The 24017-nt window shown below is 47.5% G+C and carries 24 protein-coding genes; 10 read left to right on the top strand and 14 right to left on the bottom strand.

The window, feature by feature from the left end:
* Positions 1-13: 13 nt before the first annotated feature.
* From M1D67_RS05785 to M1D67_RS05770, 4 genes are all read left to right on the top strand, one after another.
* Entirely contained in the window at positions 14-565 is a 552-nt protein-coding gene (locus tag M1D67_RS05785; protein WP_043927300.1) for a biotin transporter BioY, read from the top strand.
* A gap of 13 nt (positions 566-578) precedes the next feature.
* The gene (locus tag M1D67_RS05780) at positions 579-2012 is read left to right on the top strand and encodes an AMP-binding protein (RefSeq protein WP_479831657.1); all 1434 of its coding nucleotides are present in this window, start codon (positions 579-581) and stop codon (positions 2010-2012) included.
* Positions 2009-3100 (top strand): acetyl-CoA C-acyltransferase, encoded by a 1092-nt coding sequence (locus M1D67_RS05775; RefSeq protein ID WP_479831656.1) that lies wholly within the window; start codon positions 2009-2011, stop codon positions 3098-3100. Before M1D67_RS05780 ends, M1D67_RS05775 begins: the two co-directional genes overlap by 4 nt.
* Before the next feature lie 107 nt (positions 3101-3207).
* Complete coding sequence (locus tag M1D67_RS05770) at positions 3208-3780, top strand: histidine phosphatase family protein (protein ID WP_411239130.1); 573 nt, start codon at positions 3208-3210, stop codon at positions 3778-3780.
* Positions 3781-3810: 30 nt separating this feature from the next.
* Here the strand turns inward: M1D67_RS05770 and M1D67_RS05765 are convergent, their stop codons facing one another.
* From M1D67_RS05765 to M1D67_RS05750, 4 genes are all read right to left on the bottom strand, one after another.
* A complete protein-coding gene (locus M1D67_RS05765) occupies positions 3811-4833 on the bottom strand; it encodes a FecCD family ABC transporter permease (RefSeq protein WP_035339053.1) in 1023 nt (340 codons plus the stop codon).
* Positions 4833-5831 carry a FecCD family ABC transporter permease gene (locus tag M1D67_RS05760; RefSeq protein ID WP_023856573.1) on the bottom strand — a complete coding sequence of 333 codons (999 nt, stop codon included), beginning with the start codon at positions 5829-5831 and terminating at the stop codon, positions 4833-4835. The genes M1D67_RS05765 and M1D67_RS05760 overlap by 1 nt, the downstream gene beginning before the upstream one ends.
* Positions 5832-6177: 346 nt before the next feature.
* Positions 6178-7155, bottom strand: a complete 978-nt coding sequence (locus M1D67_RS05755) for an ABC transporter substrate-binding protein (protein WP_035339055.1) — start codon at positions 7153-7155, stop codon at positions 6178-6180.
* A 109-nt stretch (positions 7156-7264) separates the two neighbouring features.
* Positions 7265-8194, bottom strand: a complete 930-nt coding sequence (locus tag M1D67_RS05750; protein ID WP_035339432.1) for a DMT family transporter — start codon at positions 8192-8194, stop codon at positions 7265-7267.
* A 384-nt stretch (positions 8195-8578) separates the two neighbouring features.
* Here M1D67_RS05750 and M1D67_RS05745 point away from each other — a divergent pair, with 384 nt between their 5' ends.
* Positions 8579-9715, top strand: a complete 1137-nt coding sequence (locus tag M1D67_RS05745; RefSeq protein WP_023856571.1) for a S8 family peptidase — start codon at positions 8579-8581, stop codon at positions 9713-9715.
* 57 nt (positions 9716-9772) lie between these two features.
* Here M1D67_RS05745 and M1D67_RS05740 read toward each other — a convergent pair whose 3' ends face one another.
* The 4 genes from M1D67_RS05740 to M1D67_RS05725 form a co-directional block, all read right to left on the bottom strand.
* A complete protein-coding gene (locus tag M1D67_RS05740; protein ID WP_020450818.1) occupies positions 9773-11029 on the bottom strand; it encodes a M48 family metallopeptidase in 1257 nt (418 codons plus the stop codon).
* Positions 11030-11100: 71 nt separating this feature from the next.
* Positions 11101-11412 carry an AzlD domain-containing protein gene (locus tag M1D67_RS05735; protein WP_009328928.1) on the bottom strand — a complete coding sequence of 104 codons (312 nt, stop codon included), beginning with the start codon at positions 11410-11412 and terminating at the stop codon, positions 11101-11103.
* The gene (locus M1D67_RS05730; protein WP_003180314.1) at positions 11405-12121 is read right to left on the bottom strand and encodes an AzlC family ABC transporter permease; all 717 of its coding nucleotides are present in this window, start codon (positions 12119-12121) and stop codon (positions 11405-11407) included. The genes M1D67_RS05735 and M1D67_RS05730 overlap by 8 nt, the downstream gene beginning before the upstream one ends.
* Positions 12122-12133: 12 nt before the next feature.
* Entirely contained in the window at positions 12134-12685 is a 552-nt protein-coding gene (locus tag M1D67_RS05725) for a helix-turn-helix domain-containing protein (protein ID WP_003180313.1), read from the bottom strand.
* Positions 12686-12812: 127 nt separating this feature from the next.
* Here M1D67_RS05725 and M1D67_RS05720 point away from each other — a divergent pair, with 127 nt between their 5' ends.
* Positions 12813-13259, top strand: coding sequence for a YhfM domain-containing protein (locus tag M1D67_RS05720; RefSeq protein ID WP_128822848.1), 447 nt, complete (start codon positions 12813-12815; stop codon positions 13257-13259).
* Here the strand turns inward: M1D67_RS05720 and M1D67_RS05715 are convergent.
* The 3 genes from M1D67_RS05715 to M1D67_RS05705 all read right to left on the bottom strand — a co-directional run bounded on the left by M1D67_RS05715 (position 13230) and on the right by M1D67_RS05705 (position 16673).
* A complete protein-coding gene (locus M1D67_RS05715) occupies positions 13230-14771 on the bottom strand; it encodes a fatty acid--CoA ligase family protein (protein WP_059231183.1) in 1542 nt (513 codons plus the stop codon). The two genes, M1D67_RS05720 and M1D67_RS05715, sit on opposite strands and share 30 nt — an antisense overlap.
* A gap of 159 nt (positions 14772-14930) precedes the next feature.
* Positions 14931-15920 carry a lipoate--protein ligase gene (gene lplA / locus M1D67_RS05710; RefSeq protein WP_020450815.1) on the bottom strand — a complete coding sequence of 330 codons (990 nt, stop codon included), beginning with the start codon at positions 15918-15920 and terminating at the stop codon, positions 14931-14933.
* Positions 15921-15938: 18 nt separating this feature from the next.
* Entirely contained in the window at positions 15939-16673 is a 735-nt protein-coding gene (locus M1D67_RS05705; protein WP_195536144.1) for an MBL fold metallo-hydrolase, read from the bottom strand.
* 156 nt (positions 16674-16829) lie between these two features.
* Here M1D67_RS05705 and yhfH point away from each other — a divergent pair, with 156 nt between their 5' ends.
* From yhfH to M1D67_RS05690, 3 genes are all read left to right on the top strand, one after another.
* Positions 16830-16964, top strand: coding sequence for a protein YhfH (yhfH, locus tag M1D67_RS05700; protein WP_003180302.1), 135 nt, complete (start codon positions 16830-16832; stop codon positions 16962-16964).
* A gap of 308 nt (positions 16965-17272) precedes the next feature.
* The gene (locus tag M1D67_RS05695) at positions 17273-18559 is read left to right on the top strand and encodes a cation:dicarboxylate symporter family transporter (protein WP_003180300.1); all 1287 of its coding nucleotides are present in this window, start codon (positions 17273-17275) and stop codon (positions 18557-18559) included.
* Between the two features lie 155 nt (positions 18560-18714).
* Positions 18715-18912, top strand: coding sequence for a hypothetical protein (locus M1D67_RS05690; protein WP_003180298.1), 198 nt, complete (start codon positions 18715-18717; stop codon positions 18910-18912).
* A gap of 78 nt (positions 18913-18990) precedes the next feature.
* Here M1D67_RS05690 and M1D67_RS05685 read toward each other — a convergent pair whose 3' ends face one another.
* Positions 18991-20028, bottom strand: coding sequence for a M42 family metallopeptidase (locus tag M1D67_RS05685; RefSeq protein ID WP_016886430.1), 1038 nt, complete (start codon positions 20026-20028; stop codon positions 18991-18993).
* Between the two features lie 106 nt (positions 20029-20134).
* Between M1D67_RS05685 and M1D67_RS05680 the strand changes: the two genes are divergently transcribed.
* On the top strand, positions 20135-21130 hold the full coding sequence (locus tag M1D67_RS05680; RefSeq protein WP_268461578.1) for a ketoacyl-ACP synthase III: 996 nt from the start codon (positions 20135-20137) through the stop codon (positions 21128-21130).
* 59 nt (positions 21131-21189) lie between these two features.
* Here M1D67_RS05680 and M1D67_RS05675 read toward each other — a convergent pair whose 3' ends face one another.
* Positions 21190-23352 (bottom strand): YhgE/Pip family protein, encoded by a 2163-nt coding sequence (locus M1D67_RS05675; RefSeq protein WP_479831655.1) that lies wholly within the window; start codon positions 23350-23352, stop codon positions 21190-21192.
* A 71-nt stretch (positions 23353-23423) separates the two neighbouring features.
* A complete protein-coding gene (locus M1D67_RS05670; RefSeq protein ID WP_003180287.1) occupies positions 23424-23996 on the bottom strand; it encodes a TetR/AcrR family transcriptional regulator in 573 nt (190 codons plus the stop codon).
* Between the last annotated feature and the right edge of the window lie 21 nt (positions 23997-24017).

Below are 24017 nucleotides of genomic sequence, written 5' to 3'. Positions count from 1 at the left end.
AATCGAGTCTACTATGCAAGTCAAAGATATGACATTTATCTCGCTTAGCACAGCCATCATGGCAGTGCTCGGCTTTTTCCCGCCGATCTCCCTGCCGTTCACGCCCGTACCGATTACGTTTCAAACGCTTGGCGTCATGCTCGCCGGCGGAGTCAACAAACCGCGGAACGCGGCACTCAGTCTTATCGTCTTTTTGCTGCTAGTCGCAAGCGGGCTGCCTCTCCTATCAGGAGGAAGGGGCGGAATCGGCGTCTTCATGGGACCAAGCGCCGGCTACTTGCTCGCCTACCCTGTCGCAGCTTTTTGCATCTCATGGGCCGTCGGCAAACTTAAAGTTTTACATGTTCGAAACCTCTTTTTCATTCATCTCTTATTCGGCGTATTGCTGTTATACACGGCAGGCGTCCCTGTCCAGGCGTTTCTGATGCAAATTCCTCTTACCGAAGCGATGAAGCTCTGCCTGGTGTATGTACCCGGAGACCTGCTAAAATCCGCCGCAGCCGCCTTTCTCGTGCTAAGATTGAGAAAAGCGCTCAAAAACGACGTAAGCAGGAATGCAGCTTAGGAGGAATGAAACCGTGCCAATTACTGAGACTTATCAATACCATGCCAAACGCTATCCTCAGAAAACGGCTGTTCAAATAGATGAAATGTCTGTCAGCTATCTGGAATGGCACCAGTTAGTATGCAGGACGGCCGGCTGGCTCAGCGCGAAAAAAACAAAGAATAAAAGGATGGCCTTTTCGCTTCCAAACGGACTGCCTTTTTTGCTGCTGTTCGCGGGAGCGGCGATGGCCGGCTGGACGGCCGTTCCGTTTGATCCGCGCTGGAGCCCGTCTGAATGCCGGGAAAAGCTTTCTCTTTGCAAAGCCGAACTGTTCATCTCGGATCAGCCGTTCCCTGCTCTTGAACAAACACTGCTTCTGAACGAATGCCTTGACGAAATCAATCACGCTCCGGTCCTGGAACCTCGCACATTTGATGATGAACCGTTTTACATCGGCTTTACATCCGGGTCTACCGGAGCTCCGAAAGCATTCATCAGATCACATCGCTCCTGGGTCGAAAGCTTCCGCATCAGCAGCAGGGATTTTCAGCTATCAGCCGGAGACAGCGTCGTGATACCCGGCTCGCTCTTCTTCTCGCATTTTTTATACGGAGCAATGACAACGCTGTATCTCGGCGGAACCGTCTACCTTCTGAAAAAATTTTCACCGTCCCGGCTCGAAAACGCAGTCGCCCGGAATCCCGTGACAACGCTGTTCACGGTGCCGACGATGACTGAAGCCCTGAGAGCGGAGAACAGGCGAATCGATAAACCGGTCAAGGTCATTTCTTCAGGCGCCAATTGGAGCAGGCAGGCAAAAAAAGCGATTCAAAAAGCGTATCCGCATCTTTCTTTATTCGATTTTTATGGAACTTCTGAGATGAGCTTCGTCTCTGTGTCCGCTCCGGAAGACTTTCATGTGAAGCCGGACTCTGTCGGACGGCCTTTTCACAATGTTGACGTTGCCATCCGTTCAAGCTCAGGGGAAGCAGTCCGAACCGGGGAGGTCGGCAAAATTTTCGTGAAAAGCCCGATGCTGTTTTCAGGCTACCTCCAAGAAGCGGCCGCCGCCTCCCCGATTGATGAAAACGGCTGGATGACAGTCGATGACATGGGCTGGATGGATGAAGACGGTTACCTGTACATAACAGGACGGGAGAACAGCATGATCGTCTACGGCGGCATCAATATTTTCCCCGAAGAGGTTGAAGGTGTTCTCCTGTCACACCCGGAAGTGGAAGAAGCTGCAGTAATCGGCATCCGCGACGATTACTGGGGAGAAAAAGCGGCAGCCGTCATTAAGGGTAAAGCCCCGGTTAAAGAGCTTAAAACATATTGCAAAAGCCGACTCGCTCCGTACAAAGTGCCGAGAATGTGGCACTATCTCGAACAGATTCCGCATACTTCCGGAGGAAAAGTCGCCCGTCACCTTCTGAAAGAACAGCTGAAGGACGTGATCAGATGAAAGCTGTTATCACGGCCGCCAAAAGAACGCCGCTCGCCAGACAAAACGGCTTATTGAAAAATGCCGAGCCCCATGATCTGGCCGCCTCCCTGATCAAGCACCTCGCAAAGCCGCTGAACGGGATATTGGACGAGGTCATCCTCGGAAACGTGGTCGGACCGGGCGGCAACATCGCCCGTTTATCCGCGCTTGCCGCCGGTCTTCCCGCTTCCGTCTCAGGAATGACGATAGACCGTCAATGCAGCGCTGGACTTGAAGCGATCCGGACCGCCTGCTGTTTCGTGCAAGCTGGGGCAGGATCCTGCTATATTGCCGGAGGAACAGAAAGTGCAAGCCTCTCCCCTTTTCCGGGAAGAGCGAGGTTTTCTCCCGATGAATGGGGTGATCCGGATATGGGAATTGCCGCTGAGCTGACGGCGGATCGGTACCGCATTACCCGCAAGATGCAGGACGACTATGCCCTGTTAAGCTATAAAAGAAGCGAGTCCGCGTTTGAAAACGGCTATTATGACGACGAGATTCTGCCATTTCAAGGATTGGCGGCCGATGAAAGCATGATTCGCAAACGACCGCTGGAAAACATCATCGAAAGAGCAAAACCAGTCTTTAAAAAAGGAGGAACCGTAACAGCCGCAAACAGCTGCGGAATTCACGACGGCGCAAGCGCGGTTGTCGTGATGAACGAAGAAAAAGCGGAAGCGCTCCGCTTGCAGCCTGTTCTCCGATTTGTTGACAGCGAGGTCGCCGGCGTCGACCCAAACGTTCCGCAAATTTCCCCGGTGCCCGCGATTCAAAAACTCTTAAAGAAACGAAACCTGTCTGTCAAAGACATCGATTTGTTTGAGATCAATGAAGCGTTCGCCGTCAAAATCGCGGCCTGCGCCGGAGAGCTTGGCCTCCCCTATCACAAACTGAATGTCAGGGGAGGCGCTTTGGCGCTTGGACACCCGTACGGTGCTTCAGGAGCCGTGTTGGTAACCCGCCTGTTTTACGAAGCGGCAAGAAGAGACAACTTGAAGTATGCCGTCGCGGCGATCGGCAGCGGCGGCGGAGTCGGTATAGCGCTCCTTTTTGAAAAAATCGTCTGAATTTTTCTCTGTTCCAGTCATCATTCGTAGTCATTGTATTTAAATTTAGTATAATAGCCATATCACCGAAAAACGCGAAAGCCGACATCGAAAGGAGATTTTTCAGAATGACTGCGATTTGTTTGATCCGGCATGGCGAGACAGACTGGAATGCTTTAGGAAAACTGCAGGGAAGAACCGATATCCCTTTAAATGAAACCGGTCAAAAACAGGCAAAAGAAACCGGGGCGTTTTTGAAAGGGTCCGACTGGGACGTCATCATTACAAGCCCTTTAAGAAGAGCGAAAGAAACCGCTGAAATCATCAATCAATACCTGGGACTTGAAATCATCGAAATGGAAGATTTCATCGAAAGGAATTACGGAGATGCAGAAGGGATGCCATTCGAAGAAAGAACGAGGCTCTACCCCGATAAAGAATATCCGAATCAGGAATCAAAAGAAGCGCTTGCCGAACGGCTGATGGCCGGCGTTCAAAAGGTCAGCGAGCAGTATCCGGACAAAAAAGTGCTGATCGTCGCACACGGAGCCGCGATACACGCCCTTCTGTCAAAAATCTCAAACGGCGACATCAACCTGGAAAATACGAAGCTCGTCAATGCGTGCCTAAGCAACATCAAATTCCATGAAAATAAATGGCATGTGAAGGATTACAATCTTTCACACCATTTGTCAAATTAAAAAAAGACGGCAAGGTTGATGCCGTCTTTTTTATGCTCTCCCCTGCCTCGCTTCGCGGCGCAGTAAATAGATAAAATACGGACCGCCGATAATGGCTGCGATCAATCCAGCCGGTATTTCAAGCGGCGGAACAAGGCCTCTTCCGGCGGCATCGGCTATCAAAAGAACGATGCCGCCGACGAGCGCTGAAACGGGAATCAAGATCCTCGTTTCAGCCCCTGCCAGCTTTCTTGCGATATGGGGCGCCATCAGCCCGATAAAACCGATTGTTCCCACGGCGGTCACAGCCGCAGCTGTCAGTAGGACCGCACCGGCAAGCAGCAGAAATCGCGTTCTTTCGAGCCGGATGCCGAGGCCGACGGCAATCCCGTCCCCTGATTTGATGATATCGAGCGGTTTTGCCGCAAACCATAACGGAGGAATGACCAGACAACACCATATGAAAAGAGACAGTACATCATCCCAGTCTCTCCCCCACAGACTTCCATTCAGCCAAATTAATGCGTTGTTGACATTCGGGCTCCCCCTTGAAATGAGTAGCTGAATACCCGAATGGCAAAAAGCATTGACCGCGATCCCGACAAGCGCCAGCCGCACAGGAGAAATCCCGTTTCGATAAGCCAATAAATAGACGAGAGCCGCAGCCAAAACGCTTCCTGAAAAGGCGGCGCCTGTCAGCAGAAGCGGACTTTGCTGTGAAAACAAGACCGTAACGATCACAGCGCCCAATCCCGCTCCTCCTGTAATGCCAAGCGTGTCAGGGGCGGCCAGCGGATTTTTCATCAGCGATTGTGCGACTACACCTGCGATTGAAAGCGCCCCTCCGGCAAGCACAGCGAGAAGGATGCGCGGCATTCGAAATTCCATCACCAAGAAGCGGACTCCTGCATCCCCTTGCCCTGCCAGTGATTTCATTACGTCCCACAGTCCGATGTTTTCATCGCCGATCGCCAAATTGAGTACAATGAGCATCAACAAACATGCGCATAACGCAGAGAGGACAAGCGCCGATTGCCCGCGCCGTCTTTTCATTTTTCTTTCCGCATTGTTCATCATGCCGCCCCCTTTTTCCGTCTTCTCGCCAAATAGATGAAAAACGGCGTCCCGATCATTGCCGTGACAACTCCGACCGGCGTTTGGTACGGAAAATAGACAAAGCGGGACAGAATATCAGCAAACAGCAAAAGAACGGCTCCAAGCAATGCCGAATACGGAATCACGAACCGATAGTCAGCCCCCATCAGATACCGGATCATATGAGGAACCATCAAACCGATGAAACCAATCGGTCCGGCAGCGGACACGGATGCTCCTGCCAGCGCGACAACAGTGAAAGCGATGAACAATCTGCTGAGCCATACATTTTGTCCCAGCCCATGTGACACATCATCTCCGAGACTCATGACGGAAGCCGCCCTCCCTAAGGCCAAAGCCGTCAACAAACCTGCAATGCTTACCGGAATCAACAAATGAAGCTTATCCCACGAGCTCCCCGCTAAAGAACCGGAGAGCCAAAACAATAGCGTTTCCGTCGACTCTTCATGAAAAATGAGCAGCATTTGCGTCATCGAAGCAATGATCGCCTGAATGACGACACCGATTAAGGCAAAGCTGATATCCCTGTCGTGTTCGCTGAATACTGAGGCAACCGCGTACACGACCAGCGCGGCCGCGGCACCGCCGGCAAAAGCGGCTCCCATCGCTGTCTGGGGAGCGGCAAGCGCAGGAAACATCACCGTCAAACATACGACAGCAAGAGAGGCCCCTGCATTGATTCCGAAGATGCTCGGAGATGCCAGCGCATTTCTTGTCACCGCCTGCATCAGTGCGCCCGCGGCCCCTAGATTCGCGCCGATGAATGCGGCGGCCAAGGCGCGCGGAATTCGGATGGACTGAATAATCGCGTGCAATTTTGAACCGTCGTACATAAACACAGCTGCCCAAATGTCGGGCAGCGCAATCGTTGACGAACCGATTGAAACAGAAAGCGCAAAACCCGCGAGCAAAAGAAAAACAAAAATGAGCGGTGCAAAACGTTTCATATATATCAAAACAGGTCACTCCTTTAGAAAAAAACAAGCGCATGCTTTTGTAAAAAGCATGCGTCAGATTGTTGACAAAATCCCAAAATGGCTCTTAGTTTTGGGATTTTGTCATCCTTTCAGCGTGACCCTCAACCCTTGCAGTCTAGGAAGGCCGAGCATCGGAAGCTGACTTTCACAGGATGTGATGACGGCGGCGTTCAGGCAGGACGCCTGGGCGGTTAGCCGCCGATCCTTCCTCTTATTCGTGAGCACCGACGCGCAGACCTGACAACGAATGCGAGGGTTTGTCGACACGCTGGCGCATGCTTTTGTAAAAAGCATGCGCCAGCGTGTCCAGCAAGCCGGCAGGCTCTTAAGATTTCTTTTGATCCTCAGACAGAAGATGCTGACCGATTTCATCTATCAGCGCATCTGCTCCGTCAATACTGCGGCGGAGCGACCAGGCGAATCTGTCGGCTTCATAAACCTTGCCGTTTTTGACAGCGCTGAGCTTTTTCCAAAGAGGGTCTTTTTCGATCGGTCTTTTCCCGTCTTCATCAACTTTATCTTTTTCTCCCGTCATCAGGACAATGGTGTCGGGGTCTTTCTCAAGCAGCTGCTCAAGCGTCATTTTAATATTGACGGATTCACCGTTTTCGCCATCGCCTTTGCTGCTGTCTCTGACACCGTATGTATAGCCGATTTTCGTCAGAAGCTGAGACGTGAAAAAGTTTTCGTCGCGCACAGTGATTGCTTCATTTGTGTTTCCGAGCAGAAGAATACTCTGTTTCCGGCTCCCGAATTTCTGTTTCAATTCATTCAGCTTTTGTTTATGTTCAGCCAACTTTTTCTCCATTGCGCTTTCTTTGCCGACGGCTTTCGCAATCGTAAGAGACGCGTCAAGCGTGTCCTGATAATCTGCATTCAAGTTTTTCAGCGCGATTGTCGGCGCAATTTTCGCCAGTTTATCATAGACACCGCTGTGCCTGCTCGAATCGGCAATTATTAAATCGGGCTTTAAAGAAGCAATTTTTTCAAAACTTGGCTGGGCGCGCGAACCGACTGAAGTATACCCTTCGATTTTTTCTCTGACCTTCTCGTTAATAAACTTAGGTTTGCCGTCGTCCGCAATCCCGACAGGCTTAATGCCCGCATCAAGGAGCGCATCAATAAAACCCAATTCAAGAACCACAACTTTTTTCGGATTGTTCTTTACTTTCGTTTCTCCTAAGTCGTGCTTAACTGTCACGGAATCCTGACTGGAGGTTTTTGTACTTTCGCTTCCCCCCGAGCAGGCTGTCAACACTGATATCATCAATAGGAATAAAATAGCAAAATACTTGTGCTTCATATGTATCTCCTTTTCTGGTAGTAGACGAAATTATTATAGCAACACTTCATACCAATGACAACGATAATCATTATCATTATAGAAAAAGAAAGGAGCCTCCTTCTCCTTTCTACACCCGTTCATTCACGGAATCCCCCGCTTTGCTTTCTCTGCTGAGGGAAAGAATGATGACCGTGATGATCACCATTACCGTACCGGCACCTTGAAAGGCATTGAACGGCACACCCAGCCAGACCGCCGACGACAAAACAGCCGCTAGCGGTTCGGCGCAGCTCAGGCAGCTCGTTTCTTTTGCGGAAAGATAAGAAAGGCTGCCGATGTATAGGGCAAACGCCAAAGCTGTGCCGCACAATACAACAAACAGAATGGCTGCCGCCTCCCCTGCCCCAATGTGCGAAAGGTCAAACCGAAACGGCGGAAACAAAAAAGAAATTCCGGCCCCTCCGACGAGCATACCCCATCCCGTAACCGTCAAAGCACCAAACGATTGAATTAATCCTCCTGCAAAAACCGTATAGAAAGCAAGCGCTCCACCGGACAAAATGCCCCAAACGGCGGCCTCGGCCGGAATATACAAACTGTCTGGCCTTCCGCCTGTCAAAAGAAGAAACACGCCGAAAAGCGCCAATAAAGTAAGTACGGCATCTTTCCCCTTAGGCGGAAGTTCTTTTTTAACATATAGGTAAAACAATACGAAAAAAGGCGCCAAGTATTGAAGAATTGCAGCAGCCGCGGCATTACCCTTTTCGATTGAAGCAAAAAACGTATATTGAACAGCAAGCATTCCAAAAATGGAAAATACTAAAATCGAACAAATATCTGTTTTTTTCTTCCATATCTGACACACATGTTGAAAACCGTTTTTCATTGAAACATATAACAAGAGAATGACTCCCGATGCCAGAAGCCTGACAGAGACAAGCGAGCCGGCTTCAACCGCTCCCCTTTCAAATATGTACTGTGCAGCGCTTCCCGATAATCCCCACAATGAAGCCCCTGCAAGCACCATCAATACGCCTTTCACATGAGCTGATTTCATATCTTTCACCCGTTTCTGTATGCGATATATTGCATATTTTAATAGATGATCGACAAGGCCGCAACCTCCTTCGGCAAAAAATGATCTCTTAAAATAAATGAATAGTATTTTCATAAAATGAATCAGATGGAGCAATCTCCTGTCATTCGCGGCCCTCGGGACCTCTTTCCCTGCCAGGCTGAAGCGGTCTATTCATACTTTCGAACTGAACATTTTTCTAAAACAGTTATTAATAACCAAAAAATTTTAAATTGGTCCTCCAAAAAAATAGGCCTACCATATAATTCATTTTTTTTCTATAATAAATTAACAGAATAATTGGAATAGATTATATTATCCTTCTATTTAAATTATTCTGAATAAAGAGGAGGAGAGTGAGTAATGATGAGGAAAAAGAGTTTTTGGCTTGGGATGCTGACGGCCTTCATGCTCGTGTTCACGATGGCATTCAGCGATTCCGCTTCTGCTGCTCAACCGGCGAAAAATGTTGAAAAGGATTATATTGTCGGATTTAAGTCAGGAGTGAAAACCGCATCTGTCAAAAAGGACATCATCAAAGAGAGCGGCGGAAAAGTGGACAAGCAGTTTAGAATCATCAACGCGGCAAAAGCGAAGCTAGACAAAGAAGCGCTTAAGGAAGTCAAAAATGATCCGGATGTCGCTTATGTGGAAGAGGATCATGTGGCCCATGCCTTGGCGCAAACCGTTCCTTACGGCATTCCTCTCATTAAAGCGGACAAAGTGCAGGCTCAAGGCTTTAAGGGAGCGAATGTAAAAGTAGCCGTCCTGGATACAGGAATCCAAGCTTCTCATCCGGACTTGAACGTAGTCGGCGGAGCAAGCTTTGTGGCTGGCGAAGCTTATAACACCGACGGCAACGGACACGGCACACATGTTGCCGGTACAGTAGCTGCGCTTGACAATACAACGGGTGTATTAGGCGTTGCGCCAAGCGTATCCTTGTACGCGGTTAAAGTACTGAATTCAAGCGGAAGCGGATCATACAGCGGCATTGTAAGCGGAATCGAGTGGGCGACAACAAACGGCATGGATGTTATCAATATGAGCCTTGGGGGAGCATCAGGCTCGACAGCGATGAAACAGGCAGTCGACAATGCATATGCAAGAGGGGTTGTCGTTGTAGCTGCAGCAGGGAACAGCGGATCTTCAGGAAACACGAATACAATTGGCTATCCTGCGAAATACGATTCTGTCATCGCTGTTGGTGCGGTAGACTCTAACAGCAACAGAGCTTCATTTTCCAGTGTGGGAGCAGAGCTTGAAGTCATGGCTCCTGGCGCAGGCGTATACAGCACTTACCCAACGAACACTTATGCAACATTGAACGGAACGTCAATGGCTTCTCCTCATGTAGCGGGAGCAGCAGCTTTGATCTTGTCAAAACATCCGAACCTTTCAGCTTCACAAGTCCGCAACCGTCTCTCCAGCACGGCGACTTATTTGGGAAGCTCCTTCTACTATGGGAAAGGTCTGATCAATGTCGAAGCTGCCGCTCAATAACATATTCTAACAAATAGCATATAGAAAAAGCTAGTGTTTTTAGCACTAGCTTTTTCTTCATTCTGATGAGGGTTGTTCAATATTTTGAATCCGTTCCATGATCGTCGGATGGCCGTATTTAAAAATCTTGACGAGAAACGGCGGGTTTGCCTCGCTCAGCCCGGCTTTTGAGAGCTCTTGAAACGTCGAAACCGCTGCATCGCTGTTTTGCGTCAGTTCAATCGCATACTGGTCAGCAGCTTTTTCCTGATGCCTCGAAACTGCGTTCGTAAATGGAGACGACGCGAAAGAGATAACCCCCATCAGCATCAGAAGAAGCGGAAGTGCGGCTAGATCGGATTTTCCCGCAATATGAAGGCTTCTTCCATAGCGGCCGATGATCCGCTTGTACAGCTTGTCGATCACATAAAAGACAGCAAGGGATAAAAGCAGATACCCGCCGAGTCCTATGTAAACATGCTTCATCACATAATGTCCCATTTCGTGCGCCATGATGAATAAAATTTCCGGCTCATCCAGCTTGTTCAGCGTGGTATCCCAGAGCACAATCCTTTTATTGGCGCCGATTCCTGTTACATAGGCATTTAACGCATTCGTTTTTTCAGACATGTTCACTTCATAGACGTGATTCGCAGGAATATCCGCCTGATCGGCCAGCTTCAGAATGCTTTGTTCAAGATCTTTATTTTTCAGCGGATAAAAGTCATTGTATAAAGGATCAATGACAACCGGCTGGAGAAAAAATAAAAACAGCGTAACCGGAACCGTCAGACACCAGGCATAAAACCACCAGCGTTTTTCATGCTTTTTGATCAAATAGTAAAAGACGATCACCGCCGCAGCCGTTATCGGAAAACTGATCCAGAAGTCGATCACCTGGTCTTTGATCCAGCTCGCGGTTGTCTGGGTTGATATGCCGTAGTCAAGCGAATATTGATAGCTGATCCAGTCAAGCGGCAAAGAAACGATCGTGACGATCAGAAACAAAGCAAAAACATATGCCGTGATTTGAATGCTTCTCCTCTTCGAGGTCTGCTCCGCCCAATTTTTCATTTTCCTGGATAAACCGGCAATCAACAATATAAAAAATAAAAACCATTCAAACGGAATCCGGATAAAAAACATAAAGTCCTTTATTTTCGAGTACTCTTCCGTCAGCATGAGTTCTCTTTCGTTCATAAATGCCGCCGGGTCTGCGCTTGTCCCTTTCAGCGCCTCAGGAACGGAGGGTTCACCGGCCATAAAGAGATACCAATAGAAAAAAAGGCCGTACAGCACATACAGGAGACCGGCTCCCGCGATCCATTTCCGCATGGCGAATCACTTCCTCTCACATAGCAGTTACTTCTATTGTAAGCTTTTCATGCGAAAGTTAGAACCAAGCCTTACAATGAGAGCAAGAGGCCGGCGCCTGCGAGCGTCAAAATCGTCCCCATCACGACGACTATGACGCTTGCTCCAAAATAGGAAAATAAAAATGCGATAAGAGCGCCGGCAAGTCCGTAGAGCATACCGCTTTGCACCAAAAAAACTCCCGGAAAAATGAGAGCCCCTAAGACGGCGTACGGCACATTTTTCAGCACGCGCTCCAAAAATCCGGGAAGCTTCAGGCTTTCAAAAGCAATGAGCGGCACCATCCGCGGCACATATGTAACGGCAGCCATGCCGATAATCATCCAGATGATCGGGCTAAACATAGTTTCTCTTCCCCTCTGTTCTAAATTGGTACAGCCATTCAATCAGGACGGCGGATAAAAGCGTAGCGCAGACGATCGACCATCCTGCCGACAATATTCCGTTCATTTGGAAAACGGTATTGAATAGCGCAGCCGCCCCCGCCAGCAGCAGGACTTTTCGCTGTTTTTTCAAAGGCGGTACCAACAATCCGATAAACATGGCATAAAGGGCGATGCTCATGCTTTCCTGGAGAACAGCCGGCATGGCGGCCCCTGCAAAATGCCCGGCCGCACTCCAAAAAACCCAGCTTACATATCCGATCGAACCGAGGCCGATCATATACCCGGTCGTCAGCTTTTCCTTTCTTAGAGCAGCGACGGCAAACGATTCATCTGTCACCGCGAAAAATGAGTAAAACGCTTTTTTCCAAGGCGAATCTTTTTCTACCAATTGATTCAAAGTCGCCGAAAATAAAAAATGTCTGATATTCACAATGAACGTCGTCATAACGATTTCGATGATTCCCGTCTGAACGGCGAGCATGCTTAAAGACATATACTGGGACGCTCCTCCGAAAACAAGGGCGCTCATCAAAAACGTTTCAAAAAGCGACAGCCCCGTTGTTTTCGCCAAAAGCCCGAATGTCAAAGCGACCGGAATGTAGCCGACGGCAAGGGAAACCCCTGAACGAAGCCCGTCTAGAAAATTGAGTGAATCGTGCTTTTCCATCTTGACACCTCTTTACGGATAATAAATGAGTGTATAACATGATGCCGTTTGTTCCGTGTTGTTTTCGTACGTATGCACGGTGTTTGCGGTGAAATGCATCGCATCGCCTTCGTTCAGGCTGCAGGTGTAATCACACGCCGTCACCGCGATCGCTCCTCTAGAGACGAGCACATACTCTTCAATCCCTCCGTGGTGAGGCTCTGATTCGTGTACACAGCCGGGCGCAAGTTCAATATAAAAGATTTCAAACTTCTTTTTCTGGTCGAAGGGAAAATGCGGAAATGCCGCGTATTTTTCTTCTCCGGCCAAAACGGGCGTTTTCTCATGCTTTCTGACGACCGTCGGCTCCCCCGCGGGCTTTTCTGCCAAGGAAGTAAATGATACTTGCAGCCCGTTTGCGATCTTCCACAAAGTTGTGATCGTCGGACTTGAAGAGCCTTTTTCAATTTGCGCGAGCATGCCTTTGCTGACGCCAGTCATCGATGACAATTGATCAAGACTATAATTGCGGACTTTTCGCAGCCTCTTTATGTTTTCTGCGACTTGTTTTTCAATCGAATTCATCTTCTGCCTCCTCTCAATAAATTGAACATTTGTATAATTTATTGAACATTATAGCATAATTTTTTAGGATGAAAAGCCATTAAACGGAGAAAATAAATAGCCTGAGGTGATCATTCTGAAAAAAATAATGGGGATCATACTTTTTTTCGGTATTTTATCTATCACTGTCTTTTATGTATTCCACTTGATGGCGGAGCCTTTCGACTCAAGAAATGCCGAAGAAATCATCTTGAAGCAGGCAAATGACAGCGAAAAAACGGTCAGCATCAAAGATAGGCACAACATAGGCGTTCTGCTTGATACATTTAACAAAGGGAAAAGAATGAAAGAAAAGTCGGCGCATAGCCTGCCTTCTCCGGCGTATCACGGATACATCAGCATGACCGACACACATCGCGTTCACTTCACCGTCTGGCTGAAGAAAGATGAAGCCGTCATCCTGAAAGAAGAGGAGGGCACATATTTTGTTCTCCGACAAAAGGAAAAAGACGCTCTTCTCAGAGAACTGCAGAAAAGGGACGCGGCAGGCGTCCCTTTTAACGTGTCAAGATTGATTTGTCAAAATGTCTTTTAAAGCGCGCCTTAAAATTTTGCCGGTCGAATTTTTCGGTATTTCATCCATGAAGACGATCGCCGCCGGGCGCTTGTATTTGGCAAGATGCTTTTTGCAATGCGACAAGACATCATCCTCTGTCAGCGTTTTATTCTTCGGAACGACATAGCACTGGACGGCTTCTCCCGTATTCGGGTCGGGCACTCCGATCACCACCGCTTCTGCGATTTCCGGATGAAGGTAGAGCACTTCTTCGATCTCCCTCGGATAGACATTATAGCCGCCGACGATAATCATGTCTTTTTTTCTGTCGACGATATAAAAATAACCGTCTTCATCCCGTTTTGCCAAATCACCTGTATACAGCCATCCGTCTTTAATCGTATGGGCCGTTTCTTCCGGCATGTTGTAGTACCCTTTCATAACATTCGGCCCTTTAACGATCAACTCCCCGACTTGACCGGCAGGCAGCTCTTCCCCGATTTCATTGACGACTTTGTTTTTCACATTGAGAATGTTCGTGCCGATCGATCCTGGCTTGCGGCCGGTGCTGAACGGGTTAAAGCATGTAACAGGAGAAGCCTCCGACAAACCGTAGCCTTCTAAAACGAGAACGCCGAATCTTTCTTCAAAGCTTTTCAGGAGAGCGACAGGCATGGCCGCTCCGCCTGAGATGCAAATCCTGATGGATCGAAAACCGGTTTCATCCGCCCCTTCATACTGGTACAGGTAATTGTACATTGTCGGCACGCCTGAGAAGATCGTCGCCTGATGCTTTTTAATCAGCTTGAAAACCTCGGCGGGACTGAATTTCGGCACGATCAAAATCGCTGCGCCGTTCATGAGCGGCGCATTCATGCAGACCGTTAAACAAAAAACGTGGAACATCGGCAGGGCGGCGACGACAAGGTCAGATTCATTCATTGTTAGATAGCGGGCTGTATCATTTGCATTCGAAAATAGATTTTGATGTGTGAGCATCGCCCCTTTTGGTCTTCCCGTAGTTCCTGACGTATAAAGGATGGCGGCCGTATCTTCGGCGTCGATTTCAGGAAACGGCCGGACAGGAGGTTTCATAATGTTTGTAAACGATTTCAATTTCATCTTAACCTCAGTGCTTTCCGGTTCGCGAAGCGGCTCTCCCGTTTCGCAAAGTACGACGCAGCTGACTTTCGGAAGGGATTCATGCACCTTTTCGTAAAGCGGAAGCAGCTGTCCCAGAGCCACGATCACTTTTGCGTCGCCATTTGTCAGCATATAGCCGATCTCAGTCGGCGTATAGGCCGGATTGATCGGTATGACAACGGCTCCGGCCTTCAGCACACCGTAAAACGCAATCACAAAATGCGGGGTATTGCCGAGAAGCAAAGCAACATGATCTCCCTTTTCCACCCCGATTTCGCGCAGACCTTCTGCAAAGCAATCAATTTTCTGCTGTAATCCCCCGTATGTTTCCGTCTGTTCCCCAAAAATATAAGCGGTTCTGTCAGGCTTTGATTGAGCTGTTTCCCCTAATTTTGAAACTAAATTCATTCTCCCACCCCTTAAAAATGAATGAATGACCATTCATTTTGTGATAATCAAAATCTATTCCCATTATAGTAAATGAACAGAAAACACTCAAGGGCTGTTGGGAAATATCTTCCATTCCTCTCAAGTTAAAAAGGGGCCGCGGAAACCGCAGCCTCTCTTTTAGTAGACAAGATCCAAAAATTCTTCTTTTTGAATATTGCCGAAGTAATGCTTGATGTCGACGCCTTGAAGGGCTTCTTCAATCGCTTTTCTTTCATACTGTACGCCTGTCAGCTTCTCTTCAATATCGCTGACATCGCCGACTCCGAAAAAGTCACCGAATATTTTGCACTCGCAGATCACGCCTTTTTGCACTTCCAGGCGGATGTCGACCGATCCCGCTTGAAATCGTTTTGAATGCTGAAGATTGAATTTCGGAGACTTCCCATAGTTCCAATCCCAGTTTTGATAGCGTTCCTTTGAAATTTGATTGATGATTTTCCAGTCTTTTTCAGTCAGCTTATACTCCGGTATTTCCCCTTCGGTATCAAAAATATAGCGGAGAAGCATGCTTCGGAATTCCACTGTCGTCATCTTCTGATCGAGAAATTCGCTGATATTGGCTACCCGGCTCCTGATCGATTTGATGCCTTTTGATTCGATTTTATCTTTTTTTACTTTTAAAGCCGATACGACATGTTCTATCTCAGAATCGAACAACAGCGTGCCATGGCTGAACATTCTCCCTTTCGTTGAGAACTGGGCGTTTCCCGAAATTTTCCGGCCGTTTGCCATCAAGTCGTTTCGGCCGCTCAGCTCCGCATCGACGCCAAGCCGCTTTAAAGCGGCCACAACGGGCTCCGTAAACTTCTTAAAATTATGGAAGCTGTTGCCGTCGTCTTTCGTAATAAAGCTGAAGTTCAAGTTCCCGAGGTCATGGTAGACAGCTCCGCCGCCTGACAGCCTGCGAACGACAATGATCCCGTTTTCATCCACATACTTTGTGTTGATTTCCTCAATCGTATTTTGGTTTTTGCCAATGATGATCGACGGCTGGTTGATATAAAACAGCAGATACGTCTCTTCAGGATCGAGGTGCTTTAAGCAGTACTCCTCAATCGCCAAGTTGATCCTCGGATCTGTAATATTTTGATTATCGATAAACAGCATGTTTGTCAGTTCCTCCTTCTATTCTCCCCACACATAACCGGTGTGCGCCAGATCAACCGCGCCTTTATAAACGGTTTTGGCCTCTTCTGCTAGTTTTTGATGTTCCCCGAAATGCGGGAGGTGTGTCAAGAGCAGATGTCCCGCACCCGCTTCTGCAGCGATGCGTCCCGCTTCGAGGCTGTTCATATGACCGGCGCTTCTCCCATCCTGATCCGCATAAAAATTGCACTCCGAGATCAATAGATCGGCTCCTTCGCTGAACGGGATGAAAGCTTCCTGAAAGCTCGAATCGGCTGTATAAACGACAGAATGAACACCGTCCGTCACCCTCATAGCAAAGCAGTCAACAGGATGAACCGTCTTTAAAAACGTGAACGTAAACGGTCCGATTGCCAAAGACTCTTTCGGATCATAGGCCAATCCAGCGGTATGCGTTTTATATGTAAGCTTTGAAAACTGCTCTTCATCAAAAGGATGTCCATATATCGGAAGGGCATTCGCTCCCTTGCCGAGGAATGAGCCGACCAGTTTGGCAAATTGCAAAGGGCCGACATCCGCAATATGGTCGTGATGATAATGGGATAATATAACGGCATCAAGCTCCTCAACGGGCAGAAACAGCTGAAGCTTCGATAAAACGGCACTGCCGCAGTCGATTAAAACGGAATAATCCCCGGATTGAAAGAGATAGCCTGAAGTCGCTTCATTTGCAGCCGGAAATCCTCCGCAGCAGCCGATGACTGTCATCTTCATATATACACACCTCTTTTTTGTGTCTATCGTCCCCCTATTCAATATACCCATTTTTCTTAAAAATTGCATGTTTTATATTTTGTCATAAAACAGACATTGATTTCCTGGATACTGTTATAATACAATGATGACAACAAACGAATTGGGGGAATCAACATGCTCGCTAAAATCACCGAGTTCTTCAGAAATTTGCCTTCCAAAAAATGTTCAAAATGCGGTCACGATATTGATGAGCAGCACGAATGCTACGGAAACACTTGCTCTAAATGCTTAAATGTAAAAGATATATAGACGTCATTAAAAAATGCTCCGGCGGATCTCCCCGGGGCGTTTTTTTGTCATAAAGTTAGTTATAAAGAGAGAGATTCTTGTCAAAATTCATTATTTTAATAACATTTTACTATTTCACTTAGGGAAATATACACCGATGAACGTCCCGATTTGAATTTAAGCTGGGATGATCATCTCATATTTGAATTTTCAATATATTCAGACGATATTTTTTTAATGGACGAGCTGTATTTTCTTTCGCTATACTTAATTTACGATCTCAAGTTTAATATTCTAGTATAAATTAAGCATGCGTTGGGAGGGCATCTATGAAAAGACTTAAATTCGGATTAGCCACACAAATTTTCCTCGGGCTGATTTTAGGTGTTGCAGCAGGAGCGATTTGGTTCGGAAACCCTGCGGTCGCAACGTATCTGCAGCCCGTCGGTGATTTGTTCTTAAGATTAATCAAAATGATTGTGATTCCTATTGTCGTTTCAAGCTTGATTGTCGGGGTTGCAGGGGCCGGCAGCGGAAAAAAGGTCGGCAGGCTCGGTTTTCGGACGATTCTGTACTTTGAAATCATTACGACTTTTGCGATCGTGCTCGGACTGCTCCTTGGAAATATCATTCAGCCTGGACACGGCGTAAACTTTTCTGGTGCTGAAAAACAGGATATCAGCCAATATGTAGAAACAGAAAAAGAGGCAAGCACCAAATCTGTCGCAGACACGTTCCTGCACATTGTGCCGACAAACTTTTTCCAATCGCTCGCTGAAGGCGATCTGCTTGCGATCATTTGCTTCACTGTTCTGTTCGCACTCGGAGTGTCAGCCATAGGCGAAAAAGGCAAGCCTGTGCTTTCCTTTTTTGAGGCAACGTCTCAAGCCATGTTCCACGTCGTGAACATCGTCATGAAATTCGCGCCGTTCGGCGTTTTTGCTTTAATTGGTGTAACGGTTTCAAAATTTGGTTTTTCTTCGCTTTTATCATTGGGAAAGCTCGTTTTGCTTGTCTATCTTGCTCTTGCTTTCTTCCTGATCGTCATTTTTGGGATCGTCGGCAAGCTGTGCGGTATCAATATATTTAAATTTTTGGCCTATATGAAAGATGAGCTTCTTCTTGCATACAGTACATCAAGCTCTGAAACTGTGCTTCCGCGCGTCATGGAAAAAATGGAGAAAATCGGCTGTCCGAAAGGCATTGTGTCGTTTGTCATTCCGATCGGCTACACATTTAACCTTGACGGCTCTGTCCTGTATCAGGCAATCGCGGCGCTGTTTCTGGCGCAGGTCTACGGCATCGATCTGTCCATTGGGCAGCAGCTCACGCTCATCCTTGTCCTGATGGTCACTTCTAAAGGAATGGCTGCCGTTCCCGGCACATCATTCGTCGTTCTTCTCGCGACTCTGGGCACGATCGGCGTTCCTGCTGAAGGGCTGGCCTTCATTGCCGGAGTCGACCGGATTATGGATATGGCGAGAACGGTCGTCAACCTGACCGGAAACGCTCTTGCCGCTGTGGTCATGTCAAAATGGGAAGGTGAATATGACGCCGTTAAAGGACAGACCGTCTTAAATCAAAGGGAGCCGGCAGATATGAAAATGTCCGGCTGACAGCCCGCAAAAAAACGTATGTTTCCCGCTTTTGGAGAAACATACGTTTTTTTAAAAATATGCATTTTGCTCAAGAAACCTGTCCAAACAACTTCCTTTCGTTTACATACGATGTACTGTAGTTAAATTAGAAAAGAAAACTGGAGGGAAGTTTAATGTATTTTTACCATGACCATTGCAAGAAAGATTATGACTTTGACTACCACAAGAAAGACCACGACTGCAAGAAATACTACTACTACTATTATTACTACTATTATCCATGCTATAAGAAGTATGATTATGACTATGACTACAAGAAGTTTGACCACTTTGATCACTGCAAAAAGAAAAAACACTATGATTACTGGTAAGTAAACGCCATCCTCTACGGATGGATGACTTCCACTCTTTTTTTACTCCCAAGGGACCGGGGTCCTTTGGGAGCTTTTTTATGCCATGTCAGACAGGACATAATGATACAGCAGCTTTGCCGTCTGCTCCAAGGACGACTGATGCGTCCTTTCAAACGCGTGGGATGCGTCAATTCCCGGGCCGATCAGCCCGTGGACGATATCATGGCCCGCTCTGATGGCTGCTGAAGCATCTGAGCCGTAGTACGGGTAAATATCAAGCTTATACTCGATTCCGTATGTTTCACAAAGAGCGGTCAGACGCTTGCGAAGCCCGTAGTGATATGGCCCGCTGGCATCCTTCACACAAATGGATACCGTATATTCGTCGGTTGACTGCCCATCGCCGATCGCTCCCATATCAACAGCCAAATATTCCACCGTTTCAGGCGGGATATTGGAGTTGCCGCCATAACCGATTTCTTCATTGTTGGAAATTAAAAAATGCGTTGTGTAAGGCAGTGTCATCCCTTCTGTGTTGATCGTTCTGATCAGCTCAATAAGGAGGGCGACGCTTGCTTTATCATCAAGATGACGCGATTTGATAAACCCGCTCGGTGTGATCTCAACGCGCGGGTCGAAGGAGATAAAATCACCGACATTGATGCCGAGCGCCCGGGTTTCTTCTTCACTGCGGACCGGTTCGTCAATGCGGACCTCCATATTCTTCTGGTTCCGCTCGGCTTTTCCGGCGTCTTTGTAAACATGCACTGATGTCTGATGCATTAAGATCGTGCCGGTGTAAGTTTTCCCTGATGCTGTTTCAATTTTGCAATACTCGCCTTCAATCGAGTTGTAATTGAACCCCCCGATTAAGTCAATTTTCAGCCTTCCGTTCGGCTTAATCTCTTTCACCATCGCTCCGAGGGTATCGACATGAGCGGTGAGCATCCGGTGCCGGGCTTTGTCGCGGCCCGGTATCGTCGCGATCAGGCCGCCCTTACGGTTAAACTTTGTTTCGACTCCTTCTTCCTGTAATAGGCGATTGATATAGTCTATGATGTCATACGTATTCCCGGTAGGGCTCGGGATGGAGACGAGCTCCTTGATGAGCTCCAGCGTTTTCTGTCCTGACATTGTTCATTCCTCCCAACTTGTGATGTTTATAGTATACATCAGATCAATATTTTAGTACCAGATACTAATACTAGGTGTTATAATAAAAAAAAGGAGAGTGAACTTCATGAAAACTTTATCAAAAGCGCGAATTTCCGCCATCGGCACCTATGTTCCCGAAAAGCGCATGACAAACAAAGACTTTGAAAAAATCGTCGATACTTCTGATGAATGGATCGTTCAGCGGACAGGAATGAAAGAAAGGCGAATCGCAGGAAGTCACGAATTCACATCAGATCTTTGCATAAAGGCCGTTGAAAATCTACAAAGCAGATACAACGGCACGCTGGACGATATTGACATGATCATCGTCTCTACCACAACGGCGGACTATGCTTTTCCAAGCACGGCATGCCAGGTTCAGGAGCACTTCGGATGGAAAGAAGTCGGCGCGGTGGATGTAAATGCGACTTGCGCGGGATTAACATACGGATTGCATATCGCCAACGGCCTGATCACTTCCGGACTGCACAAAAAAATTCTTGTGATCAGCGGTGAAACCTTATCCAAAACAACCGACTACACAGACCGCGCGTCTTGCATTTTGTTCGGCGACGGCGCGGGCGCCCTGCTTGTCGAACGGGACGACAATTCCCCAAGCTTCATTACTTTTGCCCAGGATACGAAAGGTGACGGAGCCCGCCATTTATACAGAACCGGCTTGCGCAGCGACCTTAAAGGGGAGCCGCTCTCAGGTGAAGGAAAAATGGTTCAAAACGGCCGCGAAGTGTATAAATGGGCGGTCAGGTCCATTCCCGAAGGCGTCAAAAAGCTGCTTAGCCAAGCTGAAATGGAGCTGAAGGATATCGATTGGTTCGTCCCGCACAGCGCGAATTTGCGAATGGTCGAATCAATTTGCGAAAAAACCGGAATTTCACTCGAAAAAGCGCTGACGAGCGTCGAATGGTTTGGCAACACCTCATCCGTATCAATCGTTCTCGCCCTTGATGAAGCCGTCAAAAACGGAAAGTTGAAAGAGGGCGATACCTTGATTCTGTTCGGTTTCGGCGGGGGTCTTACATATACAGGACTGATTGTAAAATGGGGCGCGCCAGCTTCCTGATTTCAAAAAAAAAAACATCTTTTCTTGCCCTTGCCGGGCTTGAAAAGATGTTTTTTCTTTTATGCGTGCTGCTCTTCAACTTTTCCTTTTCTCAGCAGCACTTTAAAATAAATCAGCGTCAAGGCCATCATGACGATCGCAACACCGCCGAGCACGGCAGCCTGCTCCCACATATACGCGTAGTCTCCGCTTGAAATCACCGCTCTGTATCCCGCAATGCTGTAGGTCATCGGCAGTGCGGAATGGATGACTTGGAAGAACTTAGGAACAAGTGCAAGAGGGAATGTTCCTCCGCTTCCTCCAAGCTGAAGCACGAGCAGAATGACGGCAATGAAACGTCCCGGATTTCCCATGGTCGCAGCCAAAAATTGAATGATCGCAAGACATGTAATGCTCATGATCATACTGAACACATAAAATCTCCAGACGCTTTGCACTTCAAGCCCGATGCCAGAGAGAATGATCGTGCAGGCGATCGCCGCTTGAAGAATCCCCACTGCAAAAAGTACGCTGAATTTACTCATAAACCAGCCGAAAGCTGAGTCAGGCCGGACGGCCGGCTCTTTCACATCAAAGACGACGGTGATCATTAATGCACCGACAAATAAGCCGAGCGACAAAATATACGGGGTTAATCCTGTTCCGTAGTTGGAAACCGGATCGATTTTATCGCCTTTCACATCGACGGGATCTGAGAACATATTGTAGTTTTCGTCTCCCGCTTGAATATCGCCGGTCTGATCAGCAGCGTCAGACAGCTTGTCAAACAGCTCCCCGCTTCCGTCAGACAGCTTGCCAAGACCTTCATCAAGAGATTTAGCCCCTTCTGCAAGCTTGGAAGAACCGTCCTTCAGTTTATCAGCCGCGCTTTGCAGATCGCCGAACTTCCCGACTAACGTCTGGCTGCCTTCGGCGATTTTGGATGATCCGCTTTTCGCCTCCGCGAATTTTTCGTTGTAAGCACCCAAACCGTTTGTCAGCGCATCGAGCCCTTGCTGAATCTTTTGCGATCCTTTATAAAGCTTGTTCACATCCGAAGGAACTCGCTTCAATTCCTCAAGCTTCTGTTTCAGCCCGGATAAATCGGGAAGTTCGCTTACATCGGGAATTTGCGCTTTCAACTTGTCAAACTCAGGAAGCTTCACCGTTCCCATTTTTTCATCGACTTGTTTCATAAGCGCGGCTTTCTGTTCTTGTGTCAGCATGTTGCTGGATTCAATAATTTGTTTGACTTCACTATGCTGGTTTTTCAATGCCGCTTCAAGCTCATCAATATTTTTTGAAATCTGACTGATTTCTTTTTTCGCCTTTTCGGCGTTTGAAAGTGCCGTTTCAAGCTGCTGAATCTTTTCATTTGAAATCGCTTCTTCGAGTTTGCTTATCATCTGCGCTTTTTCATTCATCTGCTCCAATCCCGCCACAATCTGAGGCATGCCTTGTTGGAGCTGTTGAGCACCGCTGTGCAGCTGGCCGCTTTTTTCCAAAAATTGCGCAAGCCCTGAATCAAGCTCATGAATTTTGTCGTTCAGCGTATTGAATGCTGTGCCGAACTTCTCCATTCCGTCTTTGTTGAACTGAATTTGGCTTTTCGCGAGCTTTTCAAGGTTCTTTTTCAGCGTTTCGCTTCCTTCTTTCGCATCTTTCAGTCCTTTATCCAGTTTTCCGGCTCCTTCGCTGGCTTCACCGAGACCTTTTGCGATTTTGCCGAAATTGTCAAAGATGACTTCAGCATATTGCTGCGTGATTTCAGAACCGACTGAATGCTGAAGCTGCTCAATCGCTTTATCGCTGATCTGGGCGCCGACATAGTTTCGTCCGGCGTTTGTATGATAAATCAGATTCAGCTTTTTCGGATGTTTATCCATCACCGTGCTGGCATCTTTCGAAAAGTATTCAGGAATTTCTACAACCATGTAGTATTCCTCATTTTGCAAGCCTCTCATCGCTTTTTCCTTCGTCGTAAAATGCCAGTCGAATTTATCGTTTTTTTTCAGTTCTTTGACAAGGTCGTCGCCGATGTGAAGGTCTTTTCCTTCATATGTCGTTCCCTTGTCGGAATTCACAACCGCTACGGGGAGCTGATCGACGTTTCCGTATGGGTCCCAGTACGCCGCCAAAAATATGCTGCTGTAAATCAGCGGTATAAAGAGAACCCCGATCACGGATATCAGTAGTTTTTTATTGGTTATCAGTTCTCTCCACTGGTTTTTGAAAACATTCATGTTGATACGCCTCCTAGTTAGTAGCCGCTCTCTATGCGGATAAGCACCCCTTTAAACAAAGAAAGGACAATCTAACGAGATAATCCTTTTAAAATATACATTTTCAGCATCTCTGCCAACTCTTCATCTTTCAGCGGTTCATGGTTTTTTTCCCAGTCAAAGATGAGCGCGATGTAAAGCTTGAAGATGACAAACGCGTTCAGCTCGGGGTCACACGGTCTAATATCGTCATTTTTAATCGCTTCTTTAATCTTTCTCTTAATATAGCTGATGACCATGCGTTCCAGCTTTTCAATCACTTCGCGGGCCGCCGGTGTGCCGAGCTCCGCACCTTCCTGAAAGATCTTAATAGTCAGCTGGTGCTTCTTTCTGTACTCCAATATCGCCATCATCGCGCGATGGGCATTTTCGTGAAAAGGCAGATCAGGATCAATCGCTTGATCAGCCGTTTGCTTCATCTCAATCAGAAGCGAAGAAAAAATGTCGTCGAACAGTTCCTCTTTATTCTTGAAAAAAGTATAAATCGTACCTTTGCCGACATTGGCAAGCTTCGCCACCAGATCCATCGTCGTCGCTTTGTAGCCGAATTGTGTAAACGATTTTGTCGCCGCTTCTAAAATCAGTGCTTTTCGATCTTTGCTCACGGTTTCTCACCCCGAAATTGA

The sequence above is a fragment of the Bacillus sp. PK6-025 genome, from assembly GCF_056530265.1.
This window is presented reverse-complemented; position numbering and strand designations above follow the sequence as displayed.

Excerpts from the sequence above, each read along its gene's own strand:
- M1D67_RS05785 (WP_043927300.1), top strand. The coding sequence starts at position 14 with ATGCAAGTCAAAGATATGACATTTATCTCGCTTAGCACAGCCATCATG.
- M1D67_RS05775 (WP_479831656.1), top strand. The coding sequence starts at position 2,009 with ATGAAAGCTGTTATCACGGCCGCCAAAAGAACGCCGCTCGCCAGACAA.
- M1D67_RS05770 (WP_411239130.1), top strand. The coding sequence starts at position 3,208 with ATGACTGCGATTTGTTTGATCCGGCATGGCGAGACAGACTGGAATGCT.
- M1D67_RS05765 (WP_035339053.1), bottom strand. The coding sequence starts at position 4,833 with ATGAACAATGCGGAAAGAAAAATGAAAAGACGGCGCGGGCAATCGGCG.
- M1D67_RS05755 (WP_035339055.1), bottom strand. The coding sequence starts at position 7,155 with ATGAAGCACAAGTATTTTGCTATTTTATTCCTATTGATGATATCAGTG.
- M1D67_RS05750 (WP_035339432.1), bottom strand. The coding sequence starts at position 8,194 with ATGAAATCAGCTCATGTGAAAGGCGTATTGATGGTGCTTGCAGGGGCT.
- M1D67_RS05745 (WP_023856571.1), top strand. The coding sequence starts at position 8,579 with ATGAGGAAAAAGAGTTTTTGGCTTGGGATGCTGACGGCCTTCATGCTC.
- M1D67_RS05740 (WP_020450818.1), bottom strand. The coding sequence starts at position 11,029 with ATGCGGAAATGGATCGCGGGAGCCGGTCTCCTGTATGTGCTGTACGGC.
- M1D67_RS05735 (WP_009328928.1), bottom strand. The coding sequence starts at position 11,412 with ATGTTTAGCCCGATCATCTGGATGATTATCGGCATGGCTGCCGTTACA.
- M1D67_RS05730 (WP_003180314.1), bottom strand. The coding sequence starts at position 12,121 with ATGGAAAAGCACGATTCACTCAATTTTCTAGACGGGCTTCGTTCAGGG.
- M1D67_RS05725 (WP_003180313.1), bottom strand. The coding sequence starts at position 12,685 with ATGAATTCGATTGAAAAACAAGTCGCAGAAAACATAAAGAGGCTGCGA.
- M1D67_RS05720 (WP_128822848.1), top strand. The coding sequence starts at position 12,813 with ATGGGGATCATACTTTTTTTCGGTATTTTATCTATCACTGTCTTTTAT.
- M1D67_RS05715 (WP_059231183.1), bottom strand. The coding sequence starts at position 14,771 with ATGAATTTAGTTTCAAAATTAGGGGAAACAGCTCAATCAAAGCCTGAC.
- lplA (WP_020450815.1), bottom strand. The coding sequence starts at position 15,920 with ATGCTGTTTATCGATAATCAAAATATTACAGATCCGAGGATCAACTTG.
- M1D67_RS05705 (WP_195536144.1), bottom strand. The coding sequence starts at position 16,673 with ATGAAGATGACAGTCATCGGCTGCTGCGGAGGATTTCCGGCTGCAAAT.
- yhfH (WP_003180302.1), top strand. The coding sequence starts at position 16,830 with ATGCTCGCTAAAATCACCGAGTTCTTCAGAAATTTGCCTTCCAAAAAA.
- M1D67_RS05695 (WP_003180300.1), top strand. The coding sequence starts at position 17,273 with ATGAAAAGACTTAAATTCGGATTAGCCACACAAATTTTCCTCGGGCTG.
- M1D67_RS05690 (WP_003180298.1), top strand. The coding sequence starts at position 18,715 with ATGTATTTTTACCATGACCATTGCAAGAAAGATTATGACTTTGACTAC.
- M1D67_RS05685 (WP_016886430.1), bottom strand. The coding sequence starts at position 20,028 with ATGTCAGGACAGAAAACGCTGGAGCTCATCAAGGAGCTCGTCTCCATC.
- M1D67_RS05680 (WP_268461578.1), top strand. The coding sequence starts at position 20,135 with ATGAAAACTTTATCAAAAGCGCGAATTTCCGCCATCGGCACCTATGTT.
- M1D67_RS05675 (WP_479831655.1), bottom strand. The coding sequence starts at position 23,352 with ATGAATGTTTTCAAAAACCAGTGGAGAGAACTGATAACCAATAAAAAA.